Genomic DNA, 18,748 nt, shown 5'->3' with positions numbered 1-18,748 from the left:
GCGACCCTTTAATGATTTGCTCAAATTTACTTAAAATAAACGGGAGCTGGTGCTTAAATTGATGGTAAAGATAAAAAGCAATTTTTAAAGCATTTGGATGGGGGTATTTTTATAACTTGCGATACAAAATCTGATGGCTTTAACTTTGCAAAATACCACCAAACAAAATACATTAGCAAAACCATTTCTAAAATGGGCAGGTGGTAAAACACAATTAATACCCGCAATTGAACACTATCTGCCCCATGCACTCGGGAAAAATGAAAATTTAACTTATATCGAACCTTTCATTGGGAGTGGTGCCGTTTTCTTTTGGTTTATTCAAAAATTCAATATTAAAAAAGCGGTTATTAATGACATAAATTCGGATTTGATTAACGTTTATGAAATCATTAAATCAAAGCCTGATGAATTAATACAAGTTTTAGATTCAATAGAAATAAACTTTTACAATTTAAACTCAGAGGGAGAAAAAAGAGAATTCTTTATGGCTATCCGATCAAAATTTAACGATAAAACAGATTACAAAATTGAAAATGCAGCTTATTTCATTTTTCTGAATCGTACTTGTTTCAATGGCTTATATCGCGTAAACAGCAAAAATCTTTTTAATGTTCCATTCGGTAAATATGTTAAACCAAAAATTTCAGACCCGGTAAATATTCATAAAATCAGCAAGCTTTTGCAAAATGTAACCATCCTAAATGGGGATTATCAGGAAACTTTAAAATATGCCAGCAAAAATAGTTTTTTTTATTTCGACCCTCCCTATAAACCAATAAGCAAAACATCCTCTTTTAATGCTTATGCCAAGGGCGAATTCGGTGATAATGAACAAATCAGACTTGCAGCGTTTACGGAATTATTAACAGGAAAAAACTACCGTTGGCTATTGAGCAATTCAGACCCAAAAAATATTGAGCCTGAAAACAATTTCTTTGACGAATTATTTGGCAGGCCTTCAAATACAATTGTAAGAATTAAAGCGAAAAGAATGATAAATTCTAATTCGGCAAAAAGGGGTGAAATTAACGAGGTTTTGATTATGAACTATAAAAAATAATTCAGATTTCTTTCTCTTTCATAACCGTATCCAACTCCATCCATTTTTTTCCTTTTGAGAAATTTGCAGCATATTCAGGTTTCACGTTTTCAATTAATACCTGGTGCATGCCCAGTCTTTTTATGCGTTTCTTTAAAACAGCATGTTCCTTATTTTCCTCGGCTACCATTCCGGCATAAATTACAGTAAACCAAATGTTAATTTCTTCTGCGTCTTCAGCGTAACTTTCAGCCAGACTATCTATTGTTTCTAAAATAGCTTGGTTCATGGTTTTGTCTGTAGGGTTGTAGAATTTTATAAAATCATTATAAATTTTTTGTGGTGAATGTAGTTTGCCGAGTTCCTGGAGACGCCGAAAATATTCGGTATCTGAAGGTGCGTAACGTTTGCTTGTATTTCTGGTTAGATAAACACACCATTCATCAAATTTTCCCTTATCAAACTCGATGAAAACATTATTATTTATTGCTTTGATGAGCGTTGCCATTCTATTTAAATTAAAATAATTAAAACGGGATGGTTATAAATTTAAGAACTTTCCGGGGATTTGTGGTGGTTTGAGCACCGCCAGCCCCTCCTAAATCAGGAGGGGAGTAACTTATCTTATACTAAATGAGATTCGAGCGTTTTTAATATGTTCAGCGCCCCTCCTTCTTTCAGGGAGAGGTTGGTTTTTATTATTATATTCAATTAAAATGACTTCTGCTTTCTTTTAATCAGGGCGCATTGCCGGTTATTTAACGGCCGCAGCACCTGCTTCCGCCACCTCATGGTCATCATCAACTGTACTACCTGATACACCAACAGCACCAATAATCTCACCAGAAGCATCTTTTAAAATTACGCCACCAGGAAAGGTAATTAACCCGCCATTAGAATGCTCGATATTAAATAAAGGCTGCCCGGGTTGCACTAAAGGAGTTAACGCTTTAGTATCCATTTGAAACCAAGCCGCGGTTTTTGCTTTTTTCATAGAAATATCTACCGAACCAATCCAACCACCATCCATATGCACAAAGGCAATGAGATTACTGCCTGCATCTACCACAGCAATATTCATTTTAGTATTAATTTCTGTAGCTTTCTTTTTAGCGGCTGCGATAACTGATTCTGCTTGTTCTAGTGTTATGTTCATGATTTATATTTATTAGTTTAATTACAACATGTTATTCTATATAAAGTTTAATCATTAACCTATTTTAACGCTTTTATCACGGAAATGATATCTTCTTCGCCGTGTTGAGCTGCTGCATTTTTATAAACTTCGAAAGCTACACTCCCTAAAGGCGATGATAACCCCTCTGCTTTAGCCAAGCCTAAATCTTTCACAATATGTTTTAATGCAAAGGCAGCTTTATAATTATCCTGCAAAATGGCATCGCCTTTAATTTTGGTAAATATGTTCCCTATCGCAGCGTTATTGATAAGGTTTAGTAAATCTTCGGTTTTAACACCCTGTTGATTTGCAAATAAAACTGTTTCTGCTAATCCCTGGGCATATAAGGCAAGCAAAGAATTGATGGCCAGTTTCGCATTATTTCCGGCACCATTTTCACCAATATGCATGGCTAGTTTACCTAATTTCTCTAGCACTGGTTTAGCAATTTCAAAAGCATGTTCATCTCCGCCTACCATAATTACCAATGTACCGGTTTCGGCTTGCTTAACACTTCCAGACACGGGTGCATCTAAATAAAAATTTCCTTGTTCTTTGCACAATGCAGCCATTTCCAAACTAATACCTGGAGATACTGTGCTCATGTTAATAATAATCTTACCAGTAGAATTATCATTAAGCAAACCATCTTTATTTTTAAAAATCTGATTTATTGCCTCATCGTCAGAAACCATCAGAAAAACGATATCAGAACTGTTTAATAATTCTTTTGGCGATGCTGCTATTGAAGCGCCCATATTTTTTAAGGCTTCTTCTTTAATTTTATTTCGATTATAAACCTTTACATTGTATTCAGCTTTTATTAATTGCTCAGCCATTGGGATACCCATGTTACCAAGGCCAATCCATCCTATTTTTATTTGCTCCATGTAGCAAATATCACATAATAAGATTTAAAACTGAAATGCTTTGATTGCTGTAAAGAAGCTTACGAAGCGGAATACTTACCAAGAACTTCTTCTAAAAAAGAAATCTGTTTTTCATTAATTAATTTGGCCGCTTCATCATATTTAAACCAACCCGCCTTATCAATTTCAGGAAAAATTTTCTTTTGGCCTGAACGTGGCGGCCATTCCATTTCAAAAGTGTTGCTAAGGTATTCAGCTGCATTAACATCAAATTCTATTGCCCAGCAAAATACTTTCTTTCCTCCTTTTTGAGTGATGGGATTTAATTCCTCAAAATCTCCGGAAACCTTAAATCCGGTTTCTTCTTCAAACTCCCGAACTGCAGCATCTATTGGCTTTTCATTTTCTAAGATTTCGCCTTTAGGAACAGTCCACCAGCCTACATCTTTTTTAGCGAAAAACGGCCCGCCCGGATGGACTAAAAAAAACTCAAATTGATTAGCTATTTTTCGAAATATTAATAAACCTGCGCTCACTTTCATTATTGCAAGTTACACATTAGGCTTAAATAGTATAATGATTATCCTCTTGATTTTATTCGCTCCTGTTCGTCGGTCTTATTGCCTTTTGTGCCTAAGTTTTTAACTTTTGTATTACCGAAGTTGTAATTTAAACCAACATAAAGCCCCCTGCTTTCCCATTTACGTAAACTGCTTTGATTAATCTGACCTATTACAGCGGTCTGCTCCCATTTTTGCGTGTTAAAAATATCACGCATGGCTAAGTTTAAATTTAATTTATCGTTAAGTAACGTTTTTTTAAGGCTGAAATCCACGCTTGAAATCGCTTTTGTGCGATAAATGGAAGAGCGGCTGGCATAATTAAACCAGGTGCTTAATCCGGCCTTCCACTTTTTTCCCAAATCGACAGTATTGCTTAAATAGCCATTAAAGCCAACGCCTCCATTGCTGATTTTAGCCAGTCCGTTGTAGGCGCTTAAATCTGCTCTATAAAATTGATAATAAGGTTCGGCAGAAAAATACCCCTCCCATATTTTAAAGAATTTAAATGGTGTACTTAAACTCATGTTCAGGTAACTGCGGGTTCCGGCATTGACGGGCAGAACCGTGGTTTGATCACCTGACTGGGTTTGTACAAACTCGATCAAATCGCGGGTTGTGTTGTAATTTACTTTCAACTGGCGCTGACCATCAAACGTGTAATCAAGCTCCAGGCTTTGTGTAAACTGGGGTAGTAACAAGGGGTTGCCCTGTGAGGCATAATAAAAATCGGTACGGTAAACGTATGGATTCTGATCCTGAAAAGAAGGCCGGTTTACCCTTTTGCTGTATGCAAAACCAAAACTGTTTTTATCATCCAACTGGTACCGCAAAAAAAATGTAGGAAAGATATTAACATAAGATGTGTCGGGCAAAGCAGTTTTTTGCCCAATCTCATTAATAGATAATCCTTTCATACTGGTGTATTCTCCGCGAAGGCCTGCCTGAATGTTTAATTTACCAAAACTACGTTCAAAACTTGTGTAAGCTGCCGCAATTTTTTCATTGTAATCAAAATCATTATAAAGATTAACCTGCATGCTTCCGGTACTTCCGCTTTGTTCACCCCGCAGTTCGTTTCCGGTTTGGCTGGAAGAAAATTTCAATCCGGATTCAAAGTTTCCCTTCCAGAACGCTTTGCTATAATCTGCTTTTGCCGAGAACAGGTTAATCCTGCTCCTGGTATCATTTTTAAATGATGTTTGCTGAACCGCACGCTCAAATGCATTATCAACCAGATTATTGAGGTTTGAACTGTACCTCATCCAATCTACTTCCACATTCAGCCTACTTTCGTTTTTAGCGGCATACTGATAATTCAAATTTGTCGAAAAACGATTCTCTGTCAGGTTCGCCAGTGTATTTGTAAAAAGCACATCAGCGGCATTGCCTATAATTGAAGTACTTGCATTAGAAGGGAAATCATCCCAGGTGCGTTGATAATTTAATATTGTGCCGATTTTATGTTTTTTATTGAATGTATAGTCCAAACCTGTACGAACCATTGAATTGCTATAGCCCTGCTGCTCAACACCATTTTGGTCAAATACTTTATCGCTAAGGATGCGGTTGCTGCTTACTTTTGTAAACTGCAAACTGTTGTCAAAATTTCCGTTTAAAAATGCACTTAGTTTTGCACCTTTATAATTAAGGTTCAATGCGCTGTTCTGACGGTAATGATCCATTTTTTGATAACCTGCTGTTAAGTTTCCGCTTGTACCATAAGCACCCGAAGTTTTAAAAATCAGATTTATAATTCCTGCATTGCCCGCAGCATCATATTTAGCAGAGGGATTAGATATGACTTCTATAGCTTTCAGACTGGCAGATGATGTACCCTTTAATAACGCACTTAATTGCTGAGCATTAAGCGTTTGAATGCGACCATCAAGTAATACCTGAACGCCATTTTTGCCGCTGATTTTCACGTTATCCTGTCCGTCAATTGTTACGCCGGGCATCTGCCGCAAAAGTTCTAATGCATTTAATCCGGCTGCATTAGGAACAGCATCAACATTCATCAGGATTTTATCGGTTTTTACCCTAACCATCGGAACAGCGCTTTTAACCGTTACTTCCTTAAGGTTATAAATTTTGAGCGAATCTTTTTTTACAAAAGTGCTATCCTTTTTCTGTGCATTTGCATTTAAACCACACAAAAACAGATTGAAATAAATTAAAAAATTTTTCATAAAACCTGAGCTTTTTTCTTCAAAACTCAGCATAAAGCCATTTGTAGTCGCCTCATATCATAATGTGAGGCAACAACTTTAGGGTTCAAATTATAATTTGAGACATATTTTATGTGGCAAGAAAATCTTTCGGGTTCTTACCTGTAAACTTTTTAAAGGATCTGTTGAAGGTTGCCTTTGAATTGAAACCTGCATCAAAGGCAATCGCCAGTAAAGTCTGGTTTTTAAATTCAGGCATGGAAAGGCGTTCGATTACGGCGTTAACCCGGTATTGGTTAACGTAATCGTTAAAGTTAAGCCTGAACTGTTGATTTACAGCCCTGCTAAGTACCACTGAATTGGTTTGAAGTTTTTTGGCCACTTCACTAAGTGTTAAATCTGATCGCTCAAACAACAGTTCATTTTCCATAAGGGCTTTTAAAGCTTCTTTCAATGCAATCTCTTTTCCATCAACCGCAGGCGGAATTTCAAAAGCCGCAGATTTTTTAACATTTTCGGCAGATTGCTCCTTTAAATCGAACCCAAGAAGCAATTGAGGGTTGAACTGAATTTTATGCAAAGGTAAGTGGACGGCATGAAATGCATTTATTGCAATATAATAGACCACTATTGCAAAACCTACATAGTAATACCAGGGACCAAAATAGCGCATCCGTTCAAAGAAATCAAAGTATGATAACACGGCCCTGATTATAGGCATAATACTGAGCAGTGAAAAAGCATACAAAAAGTTCCTTAACCATTTCAAACCGGCTTGGTCGGCAAAAGAAGTTGCTATGGCCGTATATTTCTTAAATTGGTTATAGTATCGGATGGATAAAAAAAGATAAACAAGAATGCTCAGCATGGATAAGACCGTATACCAGGTGGCAAAGTCAGGGTCTTCGTGTTCATTGGTTAAATTATAGCTTTTATATAAAAAAACATCAACCGAACTAATGATTATATTTACGATTAAATAGAGGCAACCGGGCAACAGGTGAAAAAAATCAAGGCCTTTAATCCTGAAATCATAGTTAAAAATTGCCCTGGTGTAAAAATAAAGCAACGGACCAATAAAAAGACTATGAACAAATGGGACAAAAAATAAAATGTCGCGGTAGGGTTGGTTATCGTACCAGCCCGCAAAGCCAACCATGAACGGTACAATTAGCAGCGCCGCAACCACCAAAAACCAGCCCATTATTTTATCTGCATAATTTTCTTGTTGTATGCCCCTGTTAAAAAACAGAAAACTATAAACAAGAATATGGAAAAAGAAAATCAGCAGAAGGCAACTGTAGAGACTGAAGTCGAAAAGCATTTTACCAAATTAAGTATAAATAGCTTATTTTTCAAGTACATATTTACACAGAATTTGTATAGACAACGGCTAATTAATTAATAAACCAACGATATTGCTACCATCAGATCTCATCTATATTTTACAGTTTTAACAGAGCGAAAATTTTTCTTTATGGTATTATCGTGTAAAAAAGATAAGAAGCAAAAATGACTAAAAGTACGATACCCTGCTGTACATTCGTTTTACCTGTAGCCAGCGTAAAAATCAAAGTTAGCGTAGAAAGCAAGAGCAGTACTGTTGATCTGGCATCAATACCCAGAACCAAGGGCATCCCAATATAAATTGAAACGATGGCAACCGCAGGTATTGTTAACCCGATACTCGCCAATGCCGAACCTAAAGCCAGGTTTAAACTGGTTTGCAACCTGTTCATTTTGGCCGCTTTATAAGCAGCGAGTCCCTCCGGTAGCAGCACAATGGCCGCAATTATTACACCGACCAAAGATTTTGGTGCGCCAAGGTTTAGCACAATATTTTCAAGATCATAAGAAAGGTATTTGGCAAGCAAAACAACAAGAACCAAACTGATAAGCAAAAAAATCAGACTTGCTATTGCCGTTTTTTTATTGGGCGGTAGTGCATGTTCATCTTCAGATGCTGAATCTTTAGGCAGAAAATAATCTCTGTGCCTTAGGGTTTGAACAAAAATAAAACCTCCATAAAGAATCAGAGAAACAACCGACACAAAAATAAGCTGACTTGTACTATATTCTCCTGCAGGCCCGCTAATGGTAAAGTTTGGCAAAATCAGTGTAAGTACAATAATAGCCAATAAGGTTATCAAAGCGGTATTTATACCGCTGAGCTTATACACCTGTTCATTAAATTTAATGCCGCCCTTCAAAATACAAATGCCTACAATTGCCGTCATTATAATCATCACGGCAGCAAAAACGGTATCTCTTGCCAGTTCGCTTACACCTTCTCCGCCACTTAACATTAAAGAAACGATAAGTGCAACTTCAATAGTTGTAATGGCTATGGCCAGTATAATGGTTCCGAATGGTTCACCAACTTTATGGGCAATAACTTCTGCGTGATGTACTGATGCAATTACATTTCCAATGAGCACTAAGGCAAGTATAACTTTCAGGTAAATACCTAAATCAAAACCAGTTAATGCATAAGTTAAAATACCCAATGCGGGAAGAAGCATGGTCCATTTTGGTAAAGCAAGTGTTTTATCCATAATACTCAAGAAGTTTAAAGCCTAACAAAAAAACAACTTAAGAGTTTTTAAGAATAACCTCCAGCCAAAAAAATTAAGCCCTGCCTGAAGATAAATATCTCAGGCAGGGCTTAAAAACTTATGTGAAAATTATGTTTATGATTTTGCTTTAGCCATATCAATCATCATGGTGAGTTCATCAACAGCTGCTTCATTGCTTCCATCGAAACCTGTTAATTTAAATCTGATGTTTCCTGCTCCGTCAATCACAAATTTTGCCGGGATACCAATTACATTATAACTGCTAACGACCTTATTTTTTTTTGTCTGGGCATCTTTAATATCCATCAGAACCTCAAAACTATACTTCATATTTTTAATAAATGCAGTGGCATCTGCTGTCGGATTAGCTTCCCGTTCCCAGGTATGGATAAAAAGGAATTTAACATTCGCATCATCCTTATACTTGTCTACTGCCATTTGCATTGCCGGAAAAGAAGCCTTACAAGGCCCGCACCAGGTTGCCCAAAAATCGAGGATTACAATTTTGCCCTTATAATCAGCCAGTGAAACCTGTTTACCATCTAAATCAGTCAGGGTAAAGGTTGCTGCAGGCTCCGTCACCATTTCTTTTTTTAACTTTTTACTTAAAGCGTCCAGATAACTTTTCCTTATTGCCGAGGCATATTCATTAAACCCAGCCTCGCTGCCTTTAAGTTTAACATAAAGTTTTTTAAAATCAGCTGCCATAGCAGGGTCTGCTTTACCTGCTTTAACCACTTCTTCCAGCTTGTCATAAGCTTCCTGATCTCTTTTCAGGCCCATTAAAATTTGCGCATAACGATAATTTAATTTAGGATTCAGGTTTTTGCTATTCTTATAAGCCATTTCTGAATATTTTAACGCTTCATCATATTTTTTACGTTCGTAAAGGATATTTGCGTAGGTACTGGTTAGGCCGGGATAACCTGATGCTGAAAACTTAGCCCAGTTTTCGTTGCCTTTTTTTCCATCAATATAAGAAAAGGCATTATCCATGGCCATTTTGGCATAGATTTCTGCATTAACCAAATCTCCATTTTTGTAAAAAGCACTTGTAAGACCAGAATAGGCATTTCCTTTCCAGAAATCTACTTCGAGCATTTTTGCATAAGCATTTGCCTTCGCAATATTTTTTTCAGCAGCAAATTTGTTTGCGACCAACGATCTAACATAATCGTAATCTAAACGACTGGAAACCTCTGTATTTTCATAGTTTTCCGGAGGAAATTTTTTAACCCATGCTTTATAAGCGGCCTCCGCCTCGGCAGCAGTTTTCATTTCATAAATCCCTTTAGAACCCGCTCCTCTTGCCTGTGTACCTAAAGGAAAACGCACTTCAGCATCTTTATACAGTTTTTCAGATTGCTTAACATCGCCTATTTTATAATAATAGTTTGCAGCCGTTAATACCAGTTTTTCTGTATTACCTTCCGCTAATTCTACAAGTTTTGCTCTTAATAATTGTTTATCAGACGAATCTTTTGAAGCAACCAAACGGTTAAGGTATTGCGTTGTGGTATCGGGCATTATTTTTTTCTGTGCGTGCGCAACATTTACCGCAATTGTAAGGAACATTAAAGCGCAAATTATTTTTAAAAATTTCATATTGGTTTTCTTATTTAAAAGTGAAAATTTAAACAGGCTGCCATAATGTTAATACTGGCAGCCTGAGTTTAAACATTAATTATAACCCGGATTTTGAATCAGATTATTATTCAGATTTATCTGGGCTAATGGTATAGGAAACAACTGAGCTGTTGTTTTATAAGTCGTTTTTAAGGGGCCTAAAACAGCATCTGCGGCACCTGTTCTTTTTAAATCAAACCACCTGTTTCCAAATTCGCCAAATAATTCTAATTTCCTTTCTTTGGCAATTGCCGCTAAAACCGCTGCTTGTGTGGAGGCTGTTGTATTTGCAAGTCCGGCACGGGTACGAATCATATTTAAATCGCTCTGTGCACCGGCAATGTCAGTTTGCTGAGCCCTCGCCTCTGCACGAATCAGGTAAAGTTCTGCAAGGCGAAACAATACTGTGTATTCATTACCAAGTGTAGCAGCAGTAGCCGTTTGAACCTTATACTTGTTAATTCTGTAATATTTAATCGCATTAAAGGTTGTCGAATCAACCCATGATGTTTTGCGGCTGTCATTCAATTCAAAATCTTTTGTAAAGTTATTGTATAAAACGTAACCCGGAGGCGCAACATTATTTGCGGAACTTGCTGTGCGATAGGTAGAAAAAGCTGAAGCACCAAAAAGGGATGATAATTGCAGAATGGTTTCAGGACTACTGTTAATAAAAGTATTACCAACAGTTGCCATGCTATACATACCTGAACCAATTACTTTTGTTGCTTCTGTTTCGGCATTTACATAGTCTTTATTGTACAAATAAACCTTTGCCAATAATGCGGTTACTGCCCATTTATTTGCCCTGACTTTCAAAGCGGCTGTTCCTGCATAAGTCGTCGGTAAAAGATTTTGTGCATCCTTTAAATCTGCCAGTATCTGTGCATAAGTTTCAGCAACGCTTGCTCTTGGATTTCGGGCATTGTTCAATTCTGTGGGATCTGGACTAATCGGTACGCCGCCAAAGTAGTTTACCATGTTGAAATACATCATTGCCCTGAAAAATTTAGCTTCACCGGTTAATTGGCTTTTCATAGAAGCAGAAATACCAGTTGATTTATTTACACCATCAATAATCAGGTTACACTCCCTGATAACCTGGTAAGGATAGTCCCAGAGATAAATTTGTGAAAAACCATTGTTTGATGCAATTACATTTTGAGAATATTGAATTAAATCAGCTGTGGACGTTGTATTCTGTAATTCATCTGCAGAAAGGCCGCCGAGCCAGCTTACATATTGTAGCGAATTAATCGTCGGAAAATAGGAATATAATGATAAAGTAGCGCTTGTAGCCGAAGCATCGCTGGCAAAGGCATTCTCTCTTGATATCAGGTTCGTTGCTAAATCAGCTTCTACGAATTTTTTGCACGAAGTTAAAGCGGTTGCAACTAAAGCCAGAACCATAACCTTTTTGAAAAGCATATAAATAATTTTCATAATTCTCTAATTAAAATGAACAGTTTAAGCCAAATATAATTGTACGTAACTGAGGAGCAGCAATATACTGACCTGTTCCAAGCGCAGAACCGGTACCCGGAACTGTCGACTCGGGATCATAAGTATATTTCTGTTTTGCCCACGTATACAGGTTTTGTCCCTGAACGTAAATACTGAGATTAGCCAGTTTTAATTTATTGGTTAATTGTTTTGGGAAACTGTAATTTAAGCTTACGGTTTTAAGTTTAAGGTAAGAAGCATCACCCCAGTTTACATCAGAAGAAGTTAGATTACCATAAGATGGATCATTCACCGTAGATGCCGCAGGGAAAAGCGCCACGTCTCCCGGAGCCGCCCAACGATCTAACAATGCAGTACTTAAATTACTGTAATTAATGCCCGCAGGGCTGGAGCTCAATGTTGAATTTAATATCCCATAACGATGGTTATACTGGAACATAAAATCAAGTGAGAGATTTTTATAGCTGATGCTGTTGTTCATCCCTCCGAAATATGGATGACCATAATAACCGATGTAACGGTCGCCGGCAAAACTGATAAGCCCGTCTCCGTTTAAATCCTGATAAGTTGGTAATCCAGTTGCCGGATTCACACCCGTGTATTTGTAAAACCGTCTGATATCGGTTGGCTGTCCTATCACGTAAGTACTGGCATATGAGGTATTTGCGAGGTTATCAAACTTTAGCAATTTATTTCTGATGATACTTAAGTTGATATTGGTTGTCCATTTGAAGCTGCCTGAGGCCATATTAACGGTTGTTAACTCAAATTCAAAACCTTTAGTTTGAACAGTTGCGTCTAAATTAGCGGTATAACCTGAACTACCTGTTTGCGATGGTATGATAATAGTATTTAACAAATCAGAAACACGATTACGGAAATAATCGGCTTTTAATAAAATCCTGTCTTTTAAAAAACCAAGTTCTGCTGCGACATCAAGTTTTTTATTGGTTTCCCATTTTAAATCAGGATTTTGAATATTTGAAGGAATTATGGTTGTAGACCCATCATAATTATAACCGGAGCCCGAAGTGGAGTAAAGCCCAAGGTACTGATAGTTCGGAATCTGATCGTTACCAGTAACGCCATAGCTTCCCCTTAATTTACCAAAGCTTAAGAAAGTTAAATCTTTCATAAAATCTTCTTCAGTAAATATCCATGAGGCACCTACGGCACCAAAGTTTCCAAACTTGTTATTATCACCGAAACGTGATGAACCATCTCTTCTGAAAGTTCCGTCAACAATGTATTTTCCTTTCCAGTTATAATTTAAACGGCCAAAAAATGCATTGTACTTATAAACGCTGCTTGCATTTGCTGAGGTTGTAACAGCCGATGCACCGGTTAAGGAATAAAGTAAACTTTCATTATTATATCCCGTACCTGTTAAGAAAATTCCGGTTGCATTTGTTTTTTGAAAAGTTGTACCAATTAAAGCTTCAAAACTACCTTCGCCTATTTTAGCGGTATACATGGCTTGCGGTTCAATAATGTAATTATCGTTATCATTATCTGTATACCTTAAGGTACTCACCTGCGAGGTTGCAGGGTTTTGTGAACTGGCCGGATTAATTTGCTGTTGTTTTAACCTGGTTGTGGTATAACCTAAATTTGCCCTTAAGGTTAAGTTTTGCAAAACCTTGTAGGAAAGATTCAGGTTGGTAAACAAATTGGTTGTTTCAGCATCCGTTCTCTTCGGATCATAAGAAAGCGGACTGGTTGAAGTCCAGTTTACGGTTCCGTTTGCATTATAAAGCGGGTAATTTGGAGCTAGACCATAAATACTGCTTAAATCTGTAGTAGGTAAAAGATTTTTCATATAAGCATAGTTTACAGAACCGTCTATACTGAATTTTCCGTCTACACTTTTATGCCCTGCGTTTAGCCTGCCGGAGAAAGTTGTTGCGCCATAATCACTTCCGTAAACGGTACCTTGTTTACGATAGGTAGAAGAAAAAAGAAATGAGTTTTGAGCATTTCCACCCGAAACCGACCCTGTTAAATTTGTCATTTGCGCGGTATGACCGATAAAATAGTCCTGCCAGTTGGTATAAGCATTCTGATCCCAGGTGGTTAAATCTAAAGCATTTGCTGCCGTTGGTGTAACGCCCGAACGTGCAAAGGCAGCCCTACGCATGGCCAGATACTCCTCTGTATTCATCATTGGAATATAGTTGGACACATTTGCTATTCCGCTGTTAAGGTTGAAATTGTAACTGGTTTTTCCTTTACTCCCTTTCTTTGTGGTAATTAAAACCACCCCGTTCGAACCGCGTGAACCATAAATAGCAGTCGCATCGGCATCTTTTAAGATATCAATACGTTCTATATCTTCCGGCGCAATCATACTAAAAGGACTCACGGCTCCGTTAGCTGCACTAACTCCATTTGCATTTAAATTATCAGAAGCAGGTTGTGCCCCATTGAAAAGCGTAAACGGAACACCATCGATTACATACAATGGAATAAACCCTGCACCCGAAAGACCGGTATAGGCTCCCCTGATATTCATCCTTACCCCTGCGCCGGGCAAACCGTTATCCTGTGTAATTTGTACGCCCGCAATCCTGCCTTGCAACGCTAATAACGGGTTCTCAATGGTTTGTTTACCAATTTCAGAGGCTGTTATCGAACTTACCGAGCCTGTATTATTTCGTTTAGTCGTACTTCCATAACCGATAACCTGAACCTGATCCAATGATGAGGCAGAAATGTTAAGGCTAATATCAAGTAGACTTGCGACACCGCTTTGCAATAAACCCGCGCTGATTTTCAATTCTTTGGTTTCATAGCCAATGTAGGAAATTACTAAAACATCATTTTCTTCTAGGTCGAGTACAAAAGCACCCGTAGAACCAGTTATGGCATATTTTTTTGTGCCTTTTACAGTAACCGTAGCGCCAACCAGCGGGTTTTTATTTTCATCAACTATGCGACCGTTAAATCGGGATGAAGTAAAAACAGCAGTAAGCCTGTCTAAGAAAGATGGTTCTTCTCTTTTGATAAGTATAGTATTTTGTTCAATTTTATAAGTTAATGCTTTATCTTTCAGAACACGCTTCAATACTTGTTCTAAAGGTGCATTTCTAAAATTGACACTTACCTTAGCATCATCATTAAGGGTATTTGTGGCATACAAAATCCTATACCCGGTTTGTTTTTCAACGGCTTTAAATAAATTGTCAATAGTTATGTCTTTTCCTGAAAAAGTTAGTTTTTGAGCGAAACTGCCGGCACTAACATGCATGATTAGGGTCGTCATGATGATGATGGTGAGCTTCATAATTAACAGGATTTTTTTGGACAGGCACGTCAAATGCCTTCCTTGATAAAAAGGATTAAAATTCATATTTTCGTTTGTTTGGGTTAATGCGTAAATGGACCTCAGAATTCGTTTTTAAAGGGTTAACTCAGATACTTCGCCATGGGTGTGCTGGTAACACATTCATGGTTTTTTTCGTTTAAACCTTTCTTTTTCCTTAACGCGGCAGTAGTAGCTTTTTCTTCATGTTTTTGGTTTTATGAGTTGATATTTATTTATTTTTCAGGATGGTTAGCCCTGAAGGCGTATTATTTTACGGTTATCACCTTTCCGTTTATGTAAAATTTAATGTTTCCGGTTTCTTCAAGCATTTTCAACACAACTGAAATCTGATCGAAACGCGATACCGACCCGGAGAAAGCCGGTAAGTTGTCAAGGCCTTCTTCCAGAATAAATTTAACGTTGTACCATCTCGACAGTTTACGCAAAATGCTCTTTAAATTTTCATCCTTAAAGCGAAATTCCCCGTTTTTCCAGTCTACTGCAGTTGCTGGGTCTACCTCCTTAATATCAAAGTGTTTATTATTCAGTATAGCCTGTTCACCCGGTGCAATTAACTTTTCCATGTCTGAATTGCTAACTTTTACAGCGCCTTCTAAAAGTGTCGTTTTAATAACAGGCTCGTTACTATAACTATTAATATTAAAATGCGTACCCAATACCTCTACTTCCTGTACACCACTGTTTACAAGAAAAGGGTGTTTGTTATCTTTTGTTACTTCGAAATAAGCTTCACCGCGTAATTCAACGATACGGTTAGAACCCGTAAAAAGCGTTGGAAACTTCAATTTCGTTCCTGCATTTAACCAAACTTTTGTTCCGTCAGGTAAATTCACCTGATATTGACCGCCCAATGGTGTTTCAATAGTATTAAGCTGGTCGGAATTTATGTTTTCTTCGGCTTTCAAAACCGAAAATATCAATAGTCCGTTTGTAGATTTTTTTATGCTAATTCCATTTAAATTTGCCAGTTCACCGGTTTTACTGCTGGCGAGATTAATTTTCCTACCATCAGTTAAAGTTAAAACTGCCTGATTTCCGCCAGGTTGAATATCATTGGCAAATCTCGCTTCAGGCAGTTCATTTCTTTTTCTTAAAAAGTATACCCCCCCGAGTAAAAAAACAGCTAAAACCGCCGCTGCTGCTGAAATGCGCCATAATTTTATCAATCTGGATTTTGTTTTATTTTCGGCAACTGTATGTCCATCAAATAACTCGTTATCAATACCTTGCTTAATTTTTGATCGGAGCTCTTGCTTTTCAACTTCAGAGGGATCCCATGAATTTGATAACAATTGTTCTTCAATAAACGAGTCCATTAGATGTTTCTCTTTTGGACTGGCTTTTTCATCCAGGTATTTTTTTAATAACGCTTTAGTTTGCTCGATTTTCATAGGTATATAAAACGATTAGATGGCGTGTTATAAATAGATATTCCAAAAAAATGATTTTGGTGGTAGATTTATTTAAGAAAAAAGAATTTTACCTTAAAAGATGTATTAATAAGGCACTCATCACAACAGAAAGTCGTTCATTTAATGATTGCGAAATGATTTTAAGTGCATTGCTGATTTGTTTTTTTACCGTTCCTTCCGCTATCTGGAGTTTTTCTGCTATTTCGCGGTAAGATAATTGTTCATCTCGGCTTAAAAGATAAACCTGTTGCATCTTTTTAGGAAGTTTTGCAATTCCGGATTCAATTTTATCCTGAAGCTCTTTAAATGAAATATTTTCTTCAATATTCTGACTTTTGTCGACAATGAATTCTGTGAGTTTTTCAACAAAATCTATTGAATGTATATTTCTTTCAATATATCGGAGGCTTAAATTTCTAGTGCTTTTAATCAGGTAGGAAGCCAGGCTGCCTTTAACAATTAATTCAAGCTTTCTGTTCCACAGTGAAACAAAGATCTCCTGAACAATATCTGCTGATTCATCTTCTGATTTGGTTAATCTTACTGAATAAGAAACCATTTTTTCCCAATAACGATTGTAGATTTCTGAAAATGCAAGCTTATCTTCTTTTTTGAGTAGCAGAAGAAGTTCATCATCCGATAAATGCGTAACAGAAACCATAGAATTATACGAACACGAATATAATTACAAAATGGTCTAAAACTGGTTTTTTATTCTGCTTGGAATAAAAAAATAATGAAGAAGCCAGATGAATAGATTTTCGGCCTGTTTATGTGGGGAAGGTTTGCAATATCACATTGCGATTAGCTCGAAAACATTTTTTGAAAGACTATCAAAAAACCTGTATGAATGTTGCGCCGGCATTCATACAGGTTAAGGTTTTTTACAGTTTATTGTAAACTACGCTGAAATAAGAGCTAAGCGTAAATGATGTAGCACCTCCATTAGAAGCCCATGAAGGGCTAACCATGTTCATACTGTTACCATCGCCGTTCCACGCCCAGCCAAGAATCGTCCATCCTTTAGATTTTGCATAATCAACAATACCTGACCAGTCTGCACCAGAACCACCCTGGTTGCCGAACTCACCCAGCATACAGGGTTTTCCGGAAGAAGCCAAATCATCGATATCTGATGTGTTCATGTATCGGCCTTTTGCCTGGTTGTAGGCACCAGGATATACATGGGCAGAAAGGATATAATTACCGTCATTGATTTTTGTTCCTCCGTTTGAACCTTTTGCTGCCGCTGCTGCAATGGCTGTTTCCTGTCCCCAGCCCGAAATATCAATGATAATAGGTCCGCTGTAAACCTGCCTCACAATCGAAATTGCATTGTTGTAGGCGGAAGCAAAGCTATTTGCACTGAGGTTATGGCTTCCCCATTCGTTCATCAGGTTTACGGTGAATGATCCTGAAGAAGCTAAATTGGCATAATTGGCTTTCCACCAGTTTGCAGCTGCTGTGAGTTCTGCTGTATTGTCTGATCCAAGCACACTAGACTTATGGTAGGTTGCGATAACGGTGTAACCATTGCTTTTTGCCTGTGATATCCAGTTTTTTGCCTGAGTTACTTTATCCGGCTCAATTTCCAAACGTACAGTTTTAATCTTCGTTTGTTGCTTCATTAGCGACCATCCGAAATTAGGATTACCACTGTTATAATAAGATGGCTGGATATTTACACCATTACCGATACCCGATGTCAATTCTGTTTGGGCTATAGTTTTTGTATCGGCAGCAGGAACGGGCTGTTCAGTATCTGCATTTTTTTTACAGCTGCTTAATATACCAAGAGCGAGTAAAATAACAATATTTAAGTGATGGATTTTAGCTTGCCACAATCTTGGGGCAATTTGATAAATTTTCATAATTGAAGGTTCTAGATTTGGTTAAAAAATTCTATTTATACGCAAGTCATTGTGCACCAGGACTCACGAAAAAACAGGCATTGATTTTATATACCCAAATTTATCTTCATTTTAATCATCCCGCTAGTATCATTTCTTCAATTTCTGATATTATCTAAACATTTAATCTACCCGGTCGTAATTTAAAAAATACACCTTGTATATACTTACTATGGCAGCGAACAAAACAGGTTAATAACAAAAAGGGAATAAATGCCTGAACATATTTTTGATTATGCCCGTGCATTTATTCCCCAGATGGAACTTAATTATTTGAATGACTATAACAAACCGTATAGTCCGTGAGCGTATTTGCGTAAAGAAGCAGATACCGATTGCATTTTATCCGGAGATGGACCTTTTACTTTATAGGCCTCCGGATGCATTTCTAAAAATTGATTGTTTTCTTCTTCCTTAGAGATTCTGGTTAGCGTATCATTTTGGATTTCGTCTGTTTTTAAAGGAGCCATGTTATAATGTTTTTATAATCAAATAACATGCTTAATTAAAAAAAGTTTTTAACCTTAAAAAGAAAAATACATTTGACTTTGAATTAACAATTTATGCCCTAATGATTCAGCTGACTAGTCCTAAAATAGGTTGACACTTATTTAAG

General features: G+C 37.2%; 15 protein-coding genes. 1 reads left to right on the top strand and 14 read right to left on the bottom strand.

Annotated features, from left to right (window positions below; genetic code table 11):
• Positions 1–133: 133 nt before the first annotated feature.
• Entirely contained in the window at positions 134–1,063 is a 930-nt protein-coding gene (locus tag O0931_RS00530) for a DNA adenine methylase (RefSeq protein ID WP_269413610.1), read from the top strand.
• Position 1,064: 1 nt separating this feature from the next.
• Here O0931_RS00530 and O0931_RS00525 read toward each other — a convergent pair whose 3' ends face one another.
• From O0931_RS00525 to O0931_RS00460, 14 genes are all read right to left on the bottom strand, one after another.
• Positions 1,065–1,550 (bottom strand): DUF7004 family protein, encoded by a 486-nt coding sequence (locus tag O0931_RS00525; protein ID WP_269413609.1) that lies wholly within the window; start codon positions 1,548–1,550, stop codon positions 1,065–1,067.
• Positions 1,551–1,796: 246 nt separating this feature from the next.
• Entirely contained in the window at positions 1,797–2,198 is a 402-nt protein-coding gene (locus O0931_RS00520) for a GlcG/HbpS family heme-binding protein (RefSeq protein WP_269413608.1), read from the bottom strand.
• A 59-nt stretch (positions 2,199–2,257) separates the two neighbouring features.
• Positions 2,258–3,109 (bottom strand): NAD(P)-dependent oxidoreductase, encoded by an 852-nt coding sequence (locus O0931_RS00515; RefSeq protein ID WP_269413607.1) that lies wholly within the window; start codon positions 3,107–3,109, stop codon positions 2,258–2,260.
• Positions 3,110–3,168: 59 nt separating this feature from the next.
• A complete protein-coding gene (locus tag O0931_RS00510; RefSeq protein WP_269413606.1) occupies positions 3,169–3,630 on the bottom strand; it encodes an NUDIX hydrolase in 462 nt (153 codons plus the stop codon).
• A gap of 38 nt (positions 3,631–3,668) precedes the next feature.
• Entirely contained in the window at positions 3,669–5,840 is a 2,172-nt protein-coding gene (locus O0931_RS00505) for an outer membrane beta-barrel family protein (protein WP_269413605.1), read from the bottom strand.
• 109 nt (positions 5,841–5,949) lie between these two features.
• A complete protein-coding gene (locus O0931_RS00500) occupies positions 5,950–7,143 on the bottom strand; it encodes a helix-turn-helix domain-containing protein (RefSeq protein WP_269413604.1) in 1,194 nt (397 codons plus the stop codon).
• A 151-nt stretch (positions 7,144–7,294) separates the two neighbouring features.
• On the bottom strand, positions 7,295–8,374 hold the full coding sequence (locus O0931_RS00495; RefSeq protein ID WP_269413603.1) for a calcium:cation antiporter: 1,080 nt from the start codon (positions 8,372–8,374) through the stop codon (positions 7,295–7,297).
• Between the two features lie 135 nt (positions 8,375–8,509).
• Positions 8,510–10,000: a TlpA family protein disulfide reductase gene (locus O0931_RS00490; protein ID WP_269413602.1), complete on the bottom strand. Its 1,491-nt coding sequence runs from the start codon at positions 9,998–10,000 to the stop codon at positions 8,510–8,512.
• 75 nt (positions 10,001–10,075) lie between these two features.
• A complete protein-coding gene (locus O0931_RS00485; protein ID WP_269413601.1) occupies positions 10,076–11,464 on the bottom strand; it encodes a RagB/SusD family nutrient uptake outer membrane protein in 1,389 nt (462 codons plus the stop codon).
• 10 nt (positions 11,465–11,474) lie between these two features.
• Complete coding sequence (locus tag O0931_RS00480) at positions 11,475–14,768, bottom strand: SusC/RagA family TonB-linked outer membrane protein (protein ID WP_269413600.1); 3,294 nt, start codon at positions 14,766–14,768, stop codon at positions 11,475–11,477.
• 287 nt (positions 14,769–15,055) lie between these two features.
• Positions 15,056–16,201, bottom strand: a complete 1,146-nt coding sequence (locus O0931_RS00475) for a FecR family protein (RefSeq protein WP_269413599.1) — start codon at positions 16,199–16,201, stop codon at positions 15,056–15,058.
• Positions 16,202–16,289: 88 nt separating this feature from the next.
• A complete protein-coding gene (locus O0931_RS00470; RefSeq protein ID WP_269413598.1) occupies positions 16,290–16,883 on the bottom strand; it encodes an RNA polymerase sigma-70 factor in 594 nt (197 codons plus the stop codon).
• 223 nt (positions 16,884–17,106) lie between these two features.
• On the bottom strand, positions 17,107–18,093 hold the full coding sequence (locus O0931_RS00465; protein ID WP_269413597.1) for a glycoside hydrolase family protein: 987 nt from the start codon (positions 18,091–18,093) through the stop codon (positions 17,107–17,109).
• Positions 18,094–18,413: 320 nt separating this feature from the next.
• On the bottom strand, positions 18,414–18,602 hold the full coding sequence (locus O0931_RS00460; protein WP_269413596.1) for a hypothetical protein: 189 nt from the start codon (positions 18,600–18,602) through the stop codon (positions 18,414–18,416).
• Positions 18,603–18,748 lie beyond the last annotated feature (146 nt).

This window comes from Pedobacter rhodius, assembly GCF_027213645.1.
In the GTDB taxonomy this organism is placed as follows: domain Bacteria; phylum Bacteroidota; class Bacteroidia; order Sphingobacteriales; family Sphingobacteriaceae; genus Pedobacter; species Pedobacter rhodius.
The sequence above is the reverse complement of the archived record's forward strand: the minus strand, read 5'-3'. Positions and strand labels throughout refer to the sequence as shown.